The following is a 17,556-nucleotide window of genomic DNA, read 5'->3' as shown; positions in this document are numbered from 1 at the left end:
GTGTCTCGCGGCCCCGCACGATGTTGCAGGCGCCGCGCGGATCAGACGAGGATCACGACGGCGATCGTTCCGACCGCGGTCCATACCAGCGAGTTGACCAGCATCCGCAGGAGATCGCGATTGTTCTCCTCGCCCACGCCCGCCGCGTTGCAGACCGCGTTGCCTGGCCCGAGGAAAACGGTCTCGATCAGCTTCTTGGCCATGTCAGCCTCCTTTGCGCGCCCGCGGCGCGTCGTCGAGCTCGGCGCCGTGCCGAACGGGAGTGGTTTGAGCGCGGCACGAGCCGGGCGCCGGCCGCACCGGCTTCGGCGAGGCGAGCCTCGGCGCGGTGAGCGGCCGAAAGAGCAGGGCGAACAACCCGAGAAACGCGGCCGTCCAGGCCAGCGCCGACGCGGTCAGCAGGGGCAGCGCATGGGAGCCGGCGAACCCCGCCGCGATCCGCGCCAGTGCCGCTCCGACGACGAGGGCATAGAGCGCCGGGAGAGCGGGGGCGTCCAGGACCGGGCGGCGCGTGTGCTGCGCGGCGAGCCGGGTCATCACGGCGATCGTCATCGTGCCGAAGGCCCCGCCGGTCCAGGCGTGGATGCCGATGCTCGCGGGCATGTCCGGCCGGAGAACGGCGAGGCCCACGAGCAGGAAGCCCACCGGCACGAAGACGTACGCGGTGTGGAGCACCAGGACGTGAACATCCCTTGCGGCGCGGTAGCCGGCCCAGCGCGCGAGACGGATCGCCTGCGCCGCGCTCGCGAGGAGGAGAAGAGTTCCGGCGGCCGGAGCGTCGGGCGCAACCACCCAGCTCGCCAGGGCTGCCGCTGCGACGGCGAGCGCGGCGAGATCGAAGCCGCCGAAGGACGCTGGGAGGGGCCCAGGCTTTCCCCCCGCGAGCGCAGTCCGCGTAAAGCTCGGGACGACGCGGCCGCCTATCAGCATGACGAGGACGACGATCGCTGCCGTTCCGATCCGTGCACCGTGCTCCGCGGTGCCGTGGAGGTGCGCCTCCAGGTGGAAGCTCAGGTTGCCCGCGAGCAGGACGACGAGTACGGCCACGATCTTCATGTTTCGCCAGGTTTTCCCGACGAGCGTCTCGCGGAGCACCGCGAGCGCCAGGACCGTGAGGAACGACAGATCGATGACGGCGGCGAGCGCCCATCCCGTCCATGCGGATGTCCCGACGGCAAGGCGGCCGGTGATCCACAGCGCCACGAGGACGAGGAGGCGTCCCCCGTCGAGCGGCAGGCGACCCGTCCAGTTCGGGATCGACGCCAGCAGGTAGCCCGCGATTACCGCGGCGAGGTAGCCGTAGAGCATCTCGTGGACGTGCCAGTCCCGGGGGCCGAAACCGGTCGGGATCGTGAGGTGCCCGGTCAGCATCACGAGCCAGACGAGGATCGCCGAACCCGCGTAGAGCGCACCGAGAAGGAAGAACGGCCGCAGGCCGTAGGACAGGATCGGCGGCCCGAACCGGCTGGAGGTCCGCGGGATCGGCATCACCGGGCTCCGCTGGGCGAGGAGTCGCCTGGGCCGCCGATCGCGATCTGCGTCGGGCAGACCGCTTCAGCGTCACCTGTGACGGAGAGAGCCTTCATCGGAGTACGATTAAAAGGTATGTCATATACCTATTTTGCCGATGCCGGCACGGATCGCAACTCGGTAGGGACCCTTAGGGAGCGCCGCGGGGGACATCCGAGCCGGAACCGATCCGCGTCCGAGCCCGTTCCTCGATCCGCCGCCGGAACGAGGAGAAGCGCTTTGCTCCGCCAGACCATGGGGTCCGCCCTGCTCGCAACGCTGCTCGCCACCTGTCCTGCCTTCGCACAGGACGCCGGCAATGAGGCGTGGCTGCCGTCACTGATGACGCAAACCCCGCAGGAGGGCTTCGACCTCGCGGTGACGATCGCGCGAAAGGCGGTCACCACGACGCAGCCGAATACGGACGCGCTCCACGCGCTTCGCCCCGCCTACGCGCACGATCCGGACAGCCTGATCGAGGTGTCGGGCGTGGTCGCCACATACTTCGCGACGATCGCCGAAGCTAACGAATATTGGTGGGAGTAGGTGGTCGCCGGAGGCCGGCTATGCCGCGTTCTCAGTGGTGTTCCGACCACGAGCTGGGCTGATCGCCGAAGCATTCGGCGGAACAGGTTTTGTCGTGAAGGCGCGGTTGCCACCGGCCGGCGCTGGTCAAAGAAGAAAGCGTTCGGGCAGAAGTCCGGGGCTCGGCTTCCCGGCGTTTCGAGGTAGGCCTCGCAGCCGGCGGTGCGGGGATGCGGAGCCAGGAGCCTGTCCTGGCCCGCCGACCTGCGCGCCCGAGCATGTCAGGCGTCGGTAGAGGGTCCGCTGCGCGTCGGTGCCGGCCGCGTCGCCAGGAAGACGCCGAGTGCGACGAAGAGCGCCGCGAGAGCCACCGCGATGGTCGAATCACGCGTGGTCGCGACGGCGATCGCGTAGGAGATCCCGAGCGCCAGGAACGCCGCGCGCGTCGCTTTAGGGGCGATCGCGCGCTCGTCCTGCCAGTCGCGCAAGGCCGGCCCGAAGCGTGGGTCGGCGCGCAGGCGGGCCGCCAGCGCCGGGCTCGTGCGGGTGAAGGACCATGCGGCGAGGATCACGAAGGGCGTCGTCGGCAGGAGCGGCAGGACGAGCCCGGCCGCCGCCAGCGCGAGGGTGCAGGTTCCGAGCGCGCGCAGAAGCAGGCCGGTGGGCATGCGCTCTCCTCCTCGGATCATCGTGCCGGGAGCACGAACACGTCGGCGGTGCGGCGTGTCGCTCCGGTCACGACGTCCGCGGCGACGATCGCGACGTCGCGGTTCTCTTGCGCTCCACTGTTGACGAGGACGCGCAGGGGACGTCGCGCGCCGGCCTCGAGCACGATCCGGCCGTGCGGATCGGCTCCGACGACGGAGACCTCGGCGTCCGCCAGGCCCTCGATCGAGAGCACGAGCGTGCGCTCCTGCAACGACCGGTTCGCCACGGTCACGGCGTAGCCGTTGCGCACGCGTCCGTCGCTGAGGAGGACCGCCGCGGGATTGCGGTCGTGGACCGAGGTGATGGCGAGGTCCGTTCGCAGCGCAAGGGTCGTGATCATCGCGCCCGCGATGACGAGGATCCCGGCGGCGAGAGCGAGCGTCTTCGGGCGCAGGGCGCGCCAGCGCGGGGCGGGTGTCCCGGCCCGCTCGGCCTCGATCGCCTCCCAGGGTGCGTAGGCGATGAGCCCGTGCGGGCGCGAGAGCCGCGCCATGACGCTGTCGCACGCGTCGACGCACAGGCCGCAATTGATGCAGGCGAAGCTCGGACCCTCGCGGATGTCGATGCCGATGGGGCAGACGGCGACGCATTGCGCGCAGTCGACGCAGTCGCCGGCAGGTTCGCCACGCGCACGGCTTTCGAGGGCGCGCTTGGCCGGAAGCCGAGGCTCGCCGCGCGCGTCGCGGTAGGCGACCGAGAGTGCCTTCGGGTCGAAGATCGCGTTCTGGAGGCGCGGCCAGGGGCACATCCAGGTACAGACTTGCTCGCGGGCGTGCCCGGCGAGGAGGTAGGTCGTCAGCGTCAGCGCGGCGACGGCGCCGTAGGCGGCCGCAGGCGCGGCGCCGGTCGCGAGATCGCGCAACAGGGTCGGTGCGTCGGCGAAATAGAGCGCGAAGGCGCCCCCGGTCATGACCGCCACGAGGAGCCAGAGCGCGTGCTTCACCCCGATCTCGGCCGAGCGCCGGAGCGTGAGTGGGCCCTCGCGCTTGCGCAGCCGCTCGCGGCGGTCCCCTTCGATGCGCCGCTCGATCAGCAGGAAGAGGTCGGTCCAGACCGTCTGCGGGCAGAGAAAGCCGCACCAGACGCGCCCGGCCAGCGCGTTGACGAGTACGAGGACGAGCGTCGCGAGCACGAGCAGCCCCGTCACCAGGATCACGTCGCTCGGCCACAGCTCCAGCCCGAAGAGGTAGGCGCGCACATGGGCGAGATCGACGAGAACCGCCTGGTCGGGCTGTCCGGGACCCCGATCCCAGCGCAGGAGCGGCAGCGCGTAGTAGAGCCCGAGGCAGGCCGCGAGCACGCCCCACTTGATCCGCCGAAAGTGGCCCGAGACCGCCTGCGGCGTCACCCGGCCGCGCATTGCCTCCGCCTTTGGCTTGCCGAGCCGGGCGGCGCGCGTCGCGTGAGAGACGTCGAGAGCGACCATGGTCCGTCTCCTTCGAGATTGCCTCCGAAAAAGAGGCACTTTGGGTGCCTGTTTTTGGGCGCGATAATGCCGCGCGCCAATTCCGGGAGAACCCTTAGGAAGCGATGGCTGCGTCGAGCCCGAGCTTCGCCCGCATCGCCGGCCCGCGACCGGCGAGATCGGCGAGCGTTAGACGGTCGAGCTCGGCGAAGAAGGCGTCGAGTGCCCGCGCCAGCGCGCCGGTCAGGCGGCAGGCGCCGGCGAGGGCGCAGGAGGACGGGCCTTCTCCGAGGCATTCGACAAGGGCGAGATCCTCTTCCAGAGCGCGCACGACGCCGCCAATTCGCAAGCCTCCGGGTTCGACGGCGAGCCTGAGCCCCCCGGCGCGCCCGCGGACGCTCGCGACGAGCCCCATGCCGACCAGCGTCTGCGCGACCTTGCGCAGGTGGTTCTCCGAGACCCGGTGCCGGCGCGCCAGCTCCTCGATCGGTACGACGCGGCCCTCCAAAACGGCCAGGGTCATCAGCACGCGCAGGGCGTAGTCGGTGTGCAGGGTGAGCTTCATCGGGACGCATCCATGAAAACAGGTTTCGACAATACCTCTTTAAAGGCATAGATGCAAAGGCGGTTTCATAATGCGTGTTTTCGGAGGACGCCGTGACCGATACCCGCATCCGGCTCGTGGAGCCGAGGGAGCCGATCTCCGAGGCGGACGTGACGCGCCTTGTGCACGCCTTCTACGGCGGCGTGCGCGCGGACGACGTGCTCGGCCCGGTCTTCGAGGCGCGGCTCGCCGGGCGCTGGGACGCGCATCTGGGCAAGATGGTGGACTTCTGGTCCTCGGTGGCGCGCGGGACCGGCCGCTACCAGGGCAAGCCGCACGTCGCCCATGGCGGGATGGGCCTCGACGAAGCGATCTTCTCGCGTTGGCTCGCGCTTTTCGGGGAGACGGCGCATGACGTCTGCGCGCCGGATGCCGCCGCCTTCTTCGTCGACCGCGCGTATCGAATCGCTGACAGCCTGATGATCGGGCTCGGCATCGGGCCGAAGGCGCTTCGCCTCCCGGGCTGACCGGCGGTCAGATCTCGCCGCGCGTCTCGAAGAAGAAGGCGTTCGGGCAGAAGTCCGGCGCCTCGTCGCCCGGCGTCTCGAGATAGACGCGGCACGCCTCGGTGCGGCGACAGAAGACGCAGCGCCTGGCCGCCAGAGCGAAGGCGAGCGGATGCTCGCCCGCGCGGGCCGGGTCGTAGCCGGTGCGATCGCACATGCGCCGGAAGCTTTCGGCGTTGGCCTGGGTGCGGGCGGTCAGGATCGAGAGCATGGTCACCTCCGTGGCATGTTCCAAATTACCGCGTCGCCTTCCAGGTGAGTTGCGCTGGCGCAAACGACACATCGTCAGGCTCGATCGAGCCGGGTGAGCCGCACCGCCCTGCGGCGTCGTGCTTCGGCCGCAGCTACGAGGTCCGCCACCCCGCCACAGCGCCGACGGCTGCCACGGCGCGCGCGCCAGTATGCTCGGGCGAGGTCTTCCTCATCGAGGCCCGAGTACGACGGATCCACGAAATGCAGCGAGCAGGCGGGGGAGGCTACTTCGTTCAAGCTGGCTTTCTCCAGGGCTACCGATCGCCGTCAGCATCTCGGTTGAGCGATAAATATCAAGCACTGAGGGAATCGGGTAAGCGCGTTGACGAGGTGGGCGTCCCTCACAGAGCCAGATCTGCGGTCAAGTCGCTACGGAACCTTCCTTAGGTAGTGACGCGAGGCTGCTAGGCCGCGGCCGCCGACTTGACCTAAGTCAAGTTCGAAACTGGCCTTCTCGTGACATATTCCGCGCACCTTAGACCGCATCCGTCGTGCCCGGATCAATCACATGCACCCCAGTTTTCGCAACCGAATCTTCGCGCCTGATAGCTCCCGTCTTTTCGGACCGCGAGCATGTTCGCCTGCGTCTCGATTCCGACCTTCACCGCTCCGCTCGGGCGAAGCCGGCCGTGGTCCCCGCGCGACCGGCGCTCACGCCGTCCTCGCACTACGAGATCTTCCGTAGAGAGTATACCATCGGTTGTTTGTCGATGACACGATATCGTCTTCGAGCGTTCGACCGAACCGATCGCAGATCATCGCCGCGCCAACTTGCGATTACAGGGATCACGACAATGAGCATCAACGTGTCAGTCGGAAAGGCCGAGCAGGATCGAGCGCTGTGGCTTTCGACTATCGCCTTCACCGTGTGCTTCGCGGTGTGGACGATCTTCGCCATTATCGGGCTACGCATCAAGTCGGAGCTTGGGCTCAGCGACTTCGAGTTCGGCGTTCTCGTCGGGACACCGATCCTCACCGGCTCGCTCTCGCGTCTCGTACTGGGCGTCTGGGCGGACCAGCGCGGCGGGCGCTTCGTCATGTTCGTATCCATGCTCATGGGAGCGGCGGCGACATTCCTCCTGACCTTCGCCTACGACTACCCGACCTTCCTCCTGGCCGCCCTGGGCATAGGCGTCGCCGGCGGCTCGTTCCCGGCCGGAGTGACCTACGTCTCGAAGTTCTTCCCCCCCGAGAAGCAGGGCACCGCACTGGGCATCTTCGGAGCAGGCAATGTGGGCGCCGCGGTGACGAAGCTCCTCGCGCCGATGGTGATGGTCGCCTATGGCTGGGAGGCGGTCGCGCAAATCTGGGCGCTCGCGCTCGTCGTGTTGGCCTTCGTCTTCTACGCCTTTACGAAGGATGACCCGGACCTGATCCGTCGCCGGGCCGAAGGGTGCCAGGCCGAGCCGCTCTCGGCGATGCTCGTGCCCCTGAGGAATCTGCAGGTCTGGCGCTTCTCCCTCTACTACTTCTTCGTGTTTGGCGGCTTCGTCGCGCTCGCGCTCTGGCTTCCGCACTACTACGTCGAAGTCTACGGGCTCGACATCGTCACCGCCGGCGCACTCGCCGCCGCCTACTCGATCCCCGGATCGATCTTCCGGATCGTCGGCGGGAGATACGCCGACACGCACGGCGCCCGCAAGGTGATGTACTGGGCGCTGATCGGCTCGGTCGCCTGCACCTTCGTCCTGTCCTATCCCGCGACGCGGTACGTCGTCCAAGGCGTGGATGGCCCGATCGCCTTCTCGCTCGCGCTCGGCTTCGTGCCGTTCACCGTGATCGCCTTCGCGCTGGGCTTCTTCATGAGCCTCGGCAAGGCGGCGATCTACAAGCACATTCCCCACTACTATCCCGACCGCGTCGGCGTTGTCGGCGGCGTGGTCGGCCTCATTGGCGGTCTCGGCGGGTTCGTGATCCCCATCGCCTTCGGCATCATGAACGATCTCCTCGGCGTCTGGACGTCCTGCTTCATGCTGCTCTTCGTCATCAGCGCCGTGTCGCTGACGTGGATGCACTTCGCCATTCGCGCGATGGACAAGAAGGCGCATCCCGAGCTCGACCGACCCCAGTACCTGCCCGAGCTCGAAGCCCTGCGCGCCGAGCTGGAGACACTGCGCAAGGCGAGCGACGCCGCACCGGCAAGGCGGCCGGTCGGTCGGTCTGCGGCCCCCGCTCCGGCCGAATGACGCAAACCCGTGCCGGGACGCGCGTCGGCGCGCCCCGGCGTCCACCAAACCCTTCTGCAAAGGACTGGACCGATGTCCGTCGCGACCAAGACAGCCGCCGATCCGCGGCTTCAATCGGGCCCCTGGCTCGAGCGCTGGGAGCCCGAGGACGAGGCCTTCTGGGCCGCCGGCGGCTCGCGTCTCGCCTGGCGCACGCTGACCATCACCACGGCGAACCTTCTCCTCGCCTTCGTCATCTGGTTCCTGGTCTCCGCGCTCGTCGTGCGCCTGCCGGCGCTGGGCTTTCAGCTGACCACGGGCCAGCTGTTCTGGCTCGCGGCCATGCCCGGCCTCGCCGGCGGCACGCTGCGCCTCGTGCACATGTTCCTCACGCCGATCTACGGAACGCGTAGCGTGGTGGGCTGGTCGACGCTTTCGCTGCTTCTGCCCGCTATCGGCTGGTTCTTCGCGGTGCAGAACCCCGAGACTCCGTTCGTGATCCTGATGGGCCTCGCCTTCCTCGCGGGCCTCGGCGGCGGGAACTTCTCGTCCTTCATGCCCTCGACCTCGCTGTTCTTCCCCAAGCGCCTGCAGGGGACCGCGCTCGCGATCCAGGCCGGCATCGGAAACTTCGGCGTCTCGGTCGTGCAGTTTGTGACGCCCTGGATCATCACCGTCTCGCTCTTCGGTGGCGCGACTTTCCTCGGCAAGGCACAGGTGCTGACCAAGAACGGCGTGGAGACGCCGGTCTACATGCAGAACGCCACCGCGGTGTTCATCCCCTTCATCCTGATCTTCGGCCTCTCCGCACTCGCGTTCCTCAAGAGCGTGCCGGTCAAGGCCAACATCCGCGAGCAGATGGACATCTTCCGCTCGCATCACACCTGGGCGATGACGAGCCTCTACATGATGACCTTCGGCGCCTTCGCGGGGCTCGCGGGCACCTTCCCGCTGCTCATCGCCAAGTGCTACGGCGGCCTCGAGAATGCGCCCGACCCGCTCGCCTACGCCTTTCTCGGCCCGCTCGTCGGCTCGGCTCTGCGCGTCGTCGGCGGTCCGATCTCCGACAAGTTCGGCGGGGCGAGGGTCACGCAGGTGGCGGGCATCGGCATGGTCGTGTGCGCGGCGCTGGTGCCGATGTTCACCACGCCGGAGAGCATGGAGCAGTTTCCGCTCTTCGTCTTCGCGATGCTCGGCCTGTTCGCCTTCTCGGGCGTGGGCAACGCCTCGACCTTCAAGCAGATGCCGATGATCTTCCCGCCGCGCCAGGCGGGCGGCGTGATCGGCTTCACGGCGGCGATCGCGGCCTACGGTCCCTTCGTCTTCGGCATGATGTTCGCGGCCGCCTTCGCCGCCTTCGGCAACCCGAACGTCGTCTTCTACGGGCTCGCCGTGTTCTTCGCCTTCAACGTCGTCCTGAACTGGTGGATGTACGCCCGTCGGAACGCGGCGACGCCGTGCTGACGCGGCTTCGGAGGGGAGAGTAGATCCCCCTCCGGGCCCCTCCTTAGGGAGCGCATCTGAATTTCGGCGCGCTCCCGGTCACGCTACCAAAGTCCAGTACCCGAGATTCATTCCAGACGAGACTCGCCAGACCAGACTCCCGCGCCCGTCGCGCGCCGTTCCGAGCCTCGCTAGAGACCACCCCGAGAGGACCCACCCATGAGCCACTTCCTCGACCGGCTGACCTTCTTCACCCGCAAGGACGAAGCCTTCTCGGACGGCCACGGCATCACCACCCGCGAGGATCGCGGCTGGGAGGACGGCTACCGCAAGCGCTGGCAGCACGACAAGATCGTGCGCTCCACCCACGGCGTGAACTGCACGGGCTCGTGCTCGTGGAAGATCTACGTCAAGGGCGGCATCGTCACCTGGGAGACGCAGCAGACGGACTATCCGCGCACGCGCCCGGACCTGCCCAACCACGAGCCCCGCGGCTGCGCCCGCGGCGCGTCCTACTCCTGGTATCTCTACTCGGCCAATCGCGTGAAGCACCCGCTGGTGCGCGGCCGCCTCCTGCGGCTGTGGCGCGAGGCGCGCGCGGTGCGCACGCCCGTCGCGGCCTGGGCCTCGATCCAGGAGGACCCTGCGAAGCGCAAGGCCTACACCTCGATCCGCGGCCACGGCGGCTTCGTCCGCTCGACCTGGGACGAGGTCAACGAGATGATCGCGGCGGCGAACGCCTACACGGTCAAGGCCTACGGCCCGGACCGCGTCTTCGGCTTCTCGCCGATCCCGGCCATGTCGATGGTGAGCTACGCCGCCGGCGCGCGCTACCTGTCGCTGATGGGCGGCGTCTGCATGTCATTCTACGACTGGTATTGCGACCTGCCGCCGGCCTCGCCGCAGACCTGGGGCGAGCAGACCGACGTGCCCGAGAGCGCCGACTGGTACAATTCCGGCTTCCTGATCCTGTGGGGCTCCAACGTGCCCCAGACCCGCACGCCCGACGCGCACTTCTACACCGAGGTGCGCTATCGCGGCGCGAAGTCGGTGGTGATCTGCCCGGACTATTCGGAGGCCTCCAAGTTCGCCGACATGTGGGTCTCGGTGAAGCAGGGCACGGACGCGGCGCTCGGCATGGCCATGGGCCACGTCATCCTCAAGGAGTTCCACGTCGACCGGCAGGTGCCGTACTTCGTCGACTACGCCAAGCGCTATACCGACATGCCGATGCTGGTGCGTCTCGTCCGTCAGGACGGCAAGCTCGTGCCCGAGCGCTTCCTGCGCGCCTCCGATCTCGACGGCGGCCTGGGTGAGACCAACAACCCGGAATGGAAGACGCTGGCCTTCGACGAGGCCACCGGCGAGCTCGTCGTGCCAAACGGCTCGGTGGGCTTCCGCTGGGGCGAGAAGGGCAAGTGGAACCTCGAGGCCAAGCGCGCCGACGGCGCGCCGGTCGACCTGCGGCTGTCGCTCGCGGGCGCCGAGGACGGCTTCGAGGACGTCGCCTTCCCGTATTTCGGCAACATCGCCCACGAGCACTTCAAGAGCGACCAGCACGCGAGCGTGCTCGAGCGCCGCTTGCCCGTGAAGAAGATCGCCACGGCCGAGGGCGAGGCGCTCGTCGCTACCGTCTACGACCTGTTCCTGGCCAATTACGGCGTGGATCGCGGCTTCGGCGGCGGCAACGTCGCCAAGAGCTTCGACGAGAACGCGCCGTATTCGCCGGCCTGGGCGGAAGCCATCTCAGGCGTTCCGCGCGACCAGATCGTCACCGTGGCGCGCGAGTTCGCCCGCAACGCCGAGAAGACCAATGGGCGCTCGATGATCATCATCGGGGCAGCGATGAACCATTGGTACCACATGGACATGAACTACCGGTCCGCCATCAACATGCTGGTGATGTGCGGCTGCGTGGGGCAGTCCGGGGGCGGCTGGTCGCACTATGTGGGCCAGGAGAAGCTCAGGCCGCAGAGCGGCTGGGCGCCGCTCGCCTTCGGGCTCGATTGGAGCCGGCCGCCGCGTCAGCAGAACTCGACGTCCTGCTTCTACGCGCATACGGACCAGTGGCGCTACGAGACGATGGACGTGAAGGACATCCTCTCACCGACCGCACCCGCCGGGCCGTGGGACGGCGCCATGATCGACTACAACATCCGTGCCGAACGGATGGGCTGGCTGCCCTCCGCGCCGCAGCTCGAGGAGAACCCGCTCGGCATCGCCGCCAAGGCAACCGAGGCCGGCCTCTCGCCGAAGGACTACGTCGCGCAGAGCCTCAAGTCCGGAGCGTTGAAGATGTCCTGCGAGGACCCGGACAATCCGAGGAACTGGCCGCGCAACCTCTTCGTCTGGCGCTCCAACCTGCTCGGCTCGTCGGGCAAGGGGCACGAATACTTCCTCAAGCACCTGCTCGGCACCACGCATGGCGTGCTCGGCAAAGACCTCGGCGCGGAAGGCAAGCTCAAGTCCAAGGAAGTCGTCTGGCACGACGAAGCGCCCGAGGGGAAGCTCGACCTGCTCGTGACGCTCGACTTCCGCATGTCGACGACCTGCGTCTACTCGGACATCGTGCTCCCGACCGCATCCTGGTACGAGAAGGACGATCTGAACACGTCCGACATGCACCCCTTCATCCACCCGCTCACCGCGGCCGTGGACCCGGTGTGGGAGAGCCGCTCGGACTGGGACATCTACAAGGGCCTGGCCGAGAAGTTCTCCGAGGTCGCGCCGGAGGTGCTGGGCGTCGAGACCGACGTCGTGCTCACGCCCATCATGCACGACACGCCCGGCGAGATCGCCCAGCCCTTCGACGTGGACGACTGGAAGACGGGCGCCGTCGAGCCGATCCCCGGCAAGACCATGCCCCAGGTGACGGTCGTCGAGCGCGACTACCCGAACCTCTACAAGCGCTTCACGTCGCTCGGTCCGCTGATGACCAAGGTCGGCAACGGCGGCAAGGGCATGGCCTGGAACACCGAGCACGAGGTCGAGCTCCTGCGCGAGCTCAACGGTGTGGTCACGGAGGAGGGGCCGACCAAGGGCCTGGCCAAGATCGAAACCGCCATCGACGCTTGCGAGGTGCTCCTCATGCTGGCGCCGGAGACGAACGGCGAGGTCGCGGTCAAGGCCTGGGAATCGCTCGAGACCTTCACCGGCCGCGAGCACGCGCACCTGGCGCTGCCGAAGGAGGACGAGAAGATCCGCTTCCGCGACGTGGTCGCCCAGCCGCGCAAGATCATCTCCTCGCCGATCTGGTCGGGCCTCGAATCCGAGAAGGTCTGCTACAATGCCTGCTATACGAACGTCCACGAGCTGATCCCGTGGCGGACGCTGACGGGCCGCCAGCAGCTCTACCAGGATCACCTGTGGATGCGCGCCTTCGGAGAGGGCTTCTGCGTCTACCGGCCGCCGATCGACATGAAGACCATCAAGCCGGTGCAGGGGTCGGTCTCCTCGAACGGCGAGACGGAAATCGTGCTCAACTTCATCACACCGCACCAGAAATGGGGCATCCACTCGACCTATTCCGACAACCTGATGATGCTCACGCTGAACAGGGGCGGCCCGGTCGTTTGGATCTCCGAGAATGACGCGAAGAAGGCGGGTCTCGTCGATAACGACTGGATCGAGGTCTACAATGTCAACGGCGCGATCTCGGCCCGCGCGGTGGTCTCCCAGCGCGTCAAGGACGGCATGTGCATGATGTACCATGCACAGGAGAAGATCGTGAACACGCCCGGGTCGACGATTACCGGCAACCGCGGCGGCATCCACAACTCGGTCACCCGCGCGGTGCTGAAGCCGACCCACATGATCGGCGGCTACGCCCAGCTGTCCTACGGCTTCAATTATTACGGGACCGTGGGCGCCAACCGCGACGAATTCGTCGTCGTCCGCAAGATGACCAAGGTCGATTGGCTCGACGACGAGCCCGTCCCGGCGGTCGCCGCCGAGTGAGCCGCGATGCCTCCGGAGCCCGCGCGACGCGGGCTCCGGGGCAGCCCTTAGGGGCATGATCTGAATGTTGCCTGGACTTCTTCCAGGCTACTCATTCCTCGACAGACGAAGCGCCCGAGAGCCGACGAGGCCCGCCGCGCGAAGGGGATACGACCATGAAAATCCGCGCCCAGATCGCGATGGTTCTCAATCTCGACAAGTGCATCGGCTGCCACACCTGCTCGGTGACCTGCAAGAACGTCTGGACGAACCGGGAAGGCATGGAATACGCCTGGTTCAACAACGTCGAGACGAAGCCCGGCATCGGCTATCCTAAGGACTGGGAGAACCAGGCCAAGTGGAAGGGCGGCTGGCGTCGCAAGGCGTCGGGTGAGATCGAGCCGCGCATCGGCTCCAAGTGGCGGGTTCTGGCGAACATCTTCGCCAACCCCGACCTGCCCGAGATCGACGATTATTACGAGCCTTTCGATTTCGACTACGAGCATCTCCAGACCGCCCGCGAAGGCTCGGCCTTCCCTACCGCGCGCCCGCGCTCCAAGATCAGCGGCGAGCGCCTCCAGAAGATCGAGTGGGGCCCGAACTGGGAGGAGATCCTCGGCGGCGAGTTCGCCGGCCGCTCCAAGGACGCCAATTTCGAGGGCGTCGAGAAGGAGATCTACGGCCAGTTCGAGAACACCTTCATGATGTACCTGCCGAGGCTGTGCGAGCACTGCCTCAACCCGACCTGCGCCGCCGCCTGCCCCTCGGGCGCGATCTACAAGCGCGAGGAGGACGGCGTCGTCCTGATCGACCAGGACAAGTGCCGCGGCTGGCGCATGTGCGTTTCGGGGTGCCCCTACAAGAAGATCTACTTCAACTGGGAGAGCGGCAAGTCGGAGAAGTGCACGCTCTGCTATCCGCGCCTCGAGGCGGGCCAGCCGACCGTGTGCTCGGAGACCTGCGTCGGGCGCATCCGCTATCTCGGCGTCGTGCTGTATGACGCCGACCGCATCCAGGAGGCCGCCTCGACCCCGGACGAGGGCGATCTCTACGAGGCGCAGCTGAAGCTGTTCCTCGACCCCAACGACCCCGCGGTCATCGCCAAGGCGCGCGCCGAGAGCATCCCGGACGCTTGGCTCGAGGCGGCCAAGCGCTCGCCGGTCTACAAGATGGCCATGGAGTGGAAGATCGCCTTCCCGCTCCACCCCGAGTACCGCACGCTCCCCATGGTCTGGTACGTGCCGCCGCTCTCGCCGATCCAGTCCGCCGCGGAGGCCGGCAAGATCGGCGTCGACGGCGAGATGCCGGACGTCAAGAACCTGCGCATCCCCGTGCGCTATCTCGCCAATCTCCTCACCGCGGGCCGCGAGGAGCCCGTCGTGACCGGCCTCGAGCGCATGCTCGCCATGCGCGCCTACATGCGCGCCAAGACGATCGACGGCGTGCTCGACGAGGCGATCGCCGGCAAGGTCGGGCTCTCGGGCGCGCAGATCGAGGAGATGTACCGGATCATGGCGATCGCGAACTACGAGGATCGCTTCGTGATCCCGACCTCGCATCGCGAAACCAGCATCGAGGACGCCTACGACCTGCGCGGCTCCTGCGGCTTCTCCTTCGGAAACGGCTGCTCCGGCGGCGACACCAAGACTGGCCTGTTCGGCGGAAAGACCCGCAAGCAGGGCAAGACCCCGATGGAGGTCGCCTGACGGCGGCCGCGAGAGAAGGATCACACCCATGCTCACGCTGAAAGCGCTGTCGGCGCTCCTCACCTACCCGAGCCGCGAGCTCGTGCGCGCGATCCCCGCCATCCGCGAAGGCATCGCCGTCGAGGCCGCGCTCGACGCCCCGGCGCGTGATGCACTGGAGCCGCTCCTCGCGCGCGTCGCGACCGAGGACCTGTACGATCTGGAGGAGGCCTACGTGCTCCTCTTCGACCGTACGCGCGCGCATTCGCTCAACCTGTTCGAGCACGTCCACGGCGAGAGCCGAGACCGCGGCCAGGCGATGGTGGACTTGAAGGCGCTTTACGACGGCGCCGGGTTCGAGATCGCCTCGACCGAGCTGCCGGACTTCCTGCCGCTCTTCCTCGAGTACGCGTCCACGCTGCCGCGCGAGGAGGCCCGCGCGCTCCTCGCCGAGCCGGCGCACGTCTTCGAGGCGCTGCGCGACCGGCTCGCCCGCAAGGAGAGCCCCTATGCCGCAGTGTTCGCGGCGCTCATGGCGCTCGCCGCCCACGCGCCCGAAGCGTCCTCCTTCGAGGCGCTGGCCGAGATCGAGGAGACGGACCCCAACGACCTCGAAGCCCTCGACCGGGTCTGGGAGGAGGAGGAGGTCCGCTTCGGCCCCGGCGCCGCCACCGCGGAATGCGGGGTCGATTCCCTTGCGGCGAAGGTGCGCCAGGCGCGCCGCCCCGCGCCGGGGCTCGAGACGCCCGGCATGCTGGGTCCGCGCACGGTCTTCACCCATTCGTCCGCAACCGACCGCAGCTGAGGAGCCCGTGTCATGGAAACCGCGCTCAATCACATCCTTTTCGGATGGTTTCCCTATCTCGCGCTGACCGTGTTCCTCGTCGGCTCGCTGCTGCGGTTCGACCGCGAGCAGTACACTTGGAAGGCGAGCTCGAGCCAGCTCCTGCGCCGCAAGCAGCTCGTGCTCGGCTCGGTTCTCTTCCATGTCGGCATCCTGGTGCTCTTCTTCGGCCACGCGGCCGGGCTCCTCACCCCCGCCTTCGTCTTCGAGGCGGTCGGGATCTCGAAGTCCTTCAAGCAGGGCATGGCGATCGTTGTCGGCGGCGTCGCCGGTCTCGCCACGCTCGTCGGCATCTCGCTGCTCACGCATCGGCGCCTGTTCGACCCGCGCATCCGCGCCACCTCGTCGTTCGCCGACACCGCGATCCTGCTCATCCTGTTCGCTCAGCTGCTGCTCGGGCTGGCCACGATCCCGCTCTCGCTCGGGCATCTGGACGGGTACGAGATGCTCAAGTTCATGACTTGGTCGCAGGGCATCCTGACGCTCCAGCCCGGCGTCTCGGCGGTGGTCGCGGACGTGCACCCGATCTTCAAGCTGCACCTCCTCCTCGGCATGACGATCTTCCTCGTCTTCCCCTTCACCCGCCTCGTCCACATCTGGTCCGCCCCGGTCTGGTATCTCGGCCGGCGCGGCTACCAGGTGGTCCGCACCAAGAAGCCGGCCTCCGCGAAAGAGCCGGTCCCGGCGGCGCGTCCCGCGCCTGCCCGTCCCGTCCCCGCGGCTCAGCCCGCCGAGTGATTTGGACCCTCGCCGGCCCGGCAGCTGCCGTCCGGGCCGGCCCTCTACCCCTCAAGCTCGCCCCGAGGAGCGCTCCCGATGTCCGCCACCTGCTCCGTGCGCCAGACCCCGAATGCCCCACGCCGGCCAATACGCGTCCAGGGAAAGACCCTCTCGCACGCGATGATCGCCCGTGAGGTGCAGAACCATCCGGCGCTCACCCCCGTCGCGGCCTGGAAGCAGGCGGCGCTGGCCCTCGTCCTGCGCGAGGCCCTCGCCCATGAGGCCGAGCGGCTCGGCGTGGTCGGCGAGCCCCGGGCCGACGCGAAGGGACGGCGGGAGACGCAAGCCGAAGCCGACCAGCGCGCGCTGGTCGAGCGCGAGGTGATCACCCCCGAGCCAACCCAAGACGAGTGCCGGCGCTACTACGAGACCCACCGCGAGCGCTTCCGCGCGCCGACCCTCTACGAGGCGGCACACATCCTGATCGGCGCTCCGCGGGGAGACGAGGCCGCCTTCGCCGCCGCGCTCGACAAGGCCCGCACGCTCGCCGGCCATCTGAGCAAGCGCCCCGGCGATCTCGCCGAGCTCGCCCGCCTGCATTCCACTTGCCCGTCGGGGCAGGAGGGCGGCCATCTAGGCCAGGTCCGCCAGGGCGAGACCACCCCGGAATTCGAGGCGGCGATGGACGCGCTCGCGCCGGGCGCGGTGTCCGAGCCGGTCGAGACCCGCTACGGCGTCCACGTGATCCGCCTCGACCGCAAGATCGCGGGCGATATCCTGCCCTTCGAGATCGTGGAGGCGCGCATCGCAGCCTATCTCCGCGAGGCGGTGCGCCGGCGGGCCGAGGCGCAGTACGTCGCCCGACTGCTCGCCGCGGCGGCGGTCGAGGGCCTCGAGATCCCCGCGCCCGGCGCGCTCAACGTGTATTGAGGAGTCGGCCATGTTGCTCGGAGACGTCATCGCCCGCCTCGACGACGAGGTCGTCGCACTGGAGGCGCTCGTCAGCCTCGACGACCTGTCGCTTCTCGCCGAGGTCGAGGCCGCCGCGTCGCGCGACGGCCTCACCCCGGGCGGCTTCGCCGCACGCGCGGTACAGGCCTTCACCGCGAGCGCCAGCGACGAGGACTGGGTCTCGCTGATCGGGACGATCGGCCGGGCGGAGGATCCCGGCGGCGCGTGCCTGAAGGGCATGCTCGCCTTCGCGCTCAAGGCCTCACGGGCCGGTCCCGCCTGCGGCCACGCGCACTGAGGAGA

General features: G+C 68.1%; 16 protein-coding genes. 10 read left to right on the top strand and 6 right to left on the bottom strand.

What is annotated here, in order from left to right; genetic code table 11:
- Window positions 1–41: 41 nt before the first annotated feature.
- Window positions 42–203, bottom strand: coding sequence for a hypothetical protein (locus IEX89_RS21560; RefSeq protein ID WP_188915346.1), 162 nt, complete (start codon window positions 201–203; stop codon window positions 42–44).
- A 1-nt stretch (window position 204) separates the two neighbouring features.
- Window positions 205–1,488 (bottom strand): NnrS family protein, encoded by a 1,284-nt coding sequence (locus tag IEX89_RS21555; RefSeq protein ID WP_188915345.1) that lies wholly within the window; start codon window positions 1,486–1,488, stop codon window positions 205–207.
- Between the two features lie 261 nt (window positions 1,489–1,749).
- Between IEX89_RS21555 and IEX89_RS21550 the strand changes: the two genes are divergently transcribed.
- On the top strand, window positions 1,750–2,055 hold the full coding sequence (locus IEX89_RS21550; protein ID WP_244645628.1) for a hexameric tyrosine-coordinated heme protein: 306 nt from the start codon (window positions 1,750–1,752) through the stop codon (window positions 2,053–2,055).
- Between the two features lie 260 nt (window positions 2,056–2,315).
- Here the strand turns inward: IEX89_RS21550 and IEX89_RS21545 are convergent, their stop codons facing one another.
- From IEX89_RS21545 to IEX89_RS21535, 3 genes are all read right to left on the bottom strand, one after another.
- Window positions 2,316–2,702, bottom strand: coding sequence for a YbaN family protein (locus IEX89_RS21545; protein WP_244645627.1), 387 nt, complete (start codon window positions 2,700–2,702; stop codon window positions 2,316–2,318).
- A gap of 17 nt (window positions 2,703–2,719) precedes the next feature.
- Complete coding sequence (gene ccoG / locus IEX89_RS21540; protein ID WP_188915343.1) at window positions 2,720–4,168, bottom strand: cytochrome c oxidase accessory protein CcoG; 1,449 nt, start codon at window positions 4,166–4,168, stop codon at window positions 2,720–2,722.
- A gap of 94 nt (window positions 4,169–4,262) precedes the next feature.
- Complete coding sequence (locus IEX89_RS21535; RefSeq protein WP_188915342.1) at window positions 4,263–4,712, bottom strand: RrF2 family transcriptional regulator; 450 nt, start codon at window positions 4,710–4,712, stop codon at window positions 4,263–4,265.
- Window positions 4,713–4,804: 92 nt separating this feature from the next.
- Here IEX89_RS21535 and IEX89_RS21530 point away from each other — a divergent pair, with 92 nt between their 5' ends.
- The gene (locus IEX89_RS21530) at window positions 4,805–5,218 is read left to right on the top strand and encodes a group III truncated hemoglobin (protein ID WP_188915341.1); all 414 of its coding nucleotides are present in this window, start codon (window positions 4,805–4,807) and stop codon (window positions 5,216–5,218) included.
- A 7-nt stretch (window positions 5,219–5,225) separates the two neighbouring features.
- Here the strand turns inward: IEX89_RS21530 and IEX89_RS21525 are convergent, their stop codons facing one another.
- The gene (locus IEX89_RS21525; RefSeq protein ID WP_188915340.1) at window positions 5,226–5,468 is read right to left on the bottom strand and encodes a DUF6455 family protein; all 243 of its coding nucleotides are present in this window, start codon (window positions 5,466–5,468) and stop codon (window positions 5,226–5,228) included.
- 532 nt (window positions 5,469–6,000) lie between these two features.
- Here IEX89_RS21525 and IEX89_RS21520 point away from each other — a divergent pair.
- The 8 genes from IEX89_RS21520 (at window position 6,001) to IEX89_RS21485 (ending at window position 17,551) form a co-directional block, all read left to right on the top strand.
- Window positions 6,001–7,695 carry an MFS transporter gene (locus tag IEX89_RS21520; RefSeq protein ID WP_373290622.1) on the top strand — a complete coding sequence of 565 codons (1,695 nt, stop codon included), beginning with the start codon at window positions 6,001–6,003 and terminating at the stop codon, window positions 7,693–7,695.
- A gap of 72 nt (window positions 7,696–7,767) precedes the next feature.
- Window positions 7,768–9,138: an MFS transporter gene (locus IEX89_RS21515; RefSeq protein ID WP_188915339.1), complete on the top strand. Its 1,371-nt coding sequence runs from the start codon at window positions 7,768–7,770 to the stop codon at window positions 9,136–9,138.
- A 198-nt stretch (window positions 9,139–9,336) separates the two neighbouring features.
- Window positions 9,337–13,074 carry a nitrate reductase subunit alpha gene (locus IEX89_RS21510; protein WP_188915338.1) on the top strand — a complete coding sequence of 1,246 codons (3,738 nt, stop codon included), beginning with the start codon at window positions 9,337–9,339 and terminating at the stop codon, window positions 13,072–13,074.
- Between the two features lie 155 nt (window positions 13,075–13,229).
- On the top strand, window positions 13,230–14,759 hold the full coding sequence (narH, locus tag IEX89_RS21505) for a nitrate reductase subunit beta (RefSeq protein WP_188915337.1): 1,530 nt from the start codon (window positions 13,230–13,232) through the stop codon (window positions 14,757–14,759).
- 28 nt (window positions 14,760–14,787) lie between these two features.
- Window positions 14,788–15,543, top strand: coding sequence for a nitrate reductase molybdenum cofactor assembly chaperone (narJ, locus tag IEX89_RS21500; RefSeq protein WP_188915336.1), 756 nt, complete (start codon window positions 14,788–14,790; stop codon window positions 15,541–15,543).
- A 12-nt stretch (window positions 15,544–15,555) separates the two neighbouring features.
- Window positions 15,556–16,320, top strand: coding sequence for a respiratory nitrate reductase subunit gamma (gene narI / locus IEX89_RS21495; RefSeq protein ID WP_188915335.1), 765 nt, complete (start codon window positions 15,556–15,558; stop codon window positions 16,318–16,320).
- A gap of 162 nt (window positions 16,321–16,482) precedes the next feature.
- On the top strand, window positions 16,483–17,232 hold the full coding sequence (locus IEX89_RS21490) for a peptidylprolyl isomerase (protein WP_244645626.1): 750 nt from the start codon (window positions 16,483–16,485) through the stop codon (window positions 17,230–17,232).
- 10 nt (window positions 17,233–17,242) lie between these two features.
- On the top strand, window positions 17,243–17,551 hold the full coding sequence (locus IEX89_RS21485; RefSeq protein ID WP_188915333.1) for a hypothetical protein: 309 nt from the start codon (window positions 17,243–17,245) through the stop codon (window positions 17,549–17,551).
- Window positions 17,552–17,556 lie beyond the last annotated feature (5 nt).

It is taken from the genome of Salinarimonas ramus, assembly GCF_014645695.1.
GTDB classification, from domain to species: domain Bacteria; phylum Pseudomonadota; class Alphaproteobacteria; order Rhizobiales; family Beijerinckiaceae; genus Salinarimonas; species Salinarimonas ramus.
Note: the sequence above shows the minus strand (reverse complement) of the source record. Positions and strands in the feature narration are given on the sequence as shown.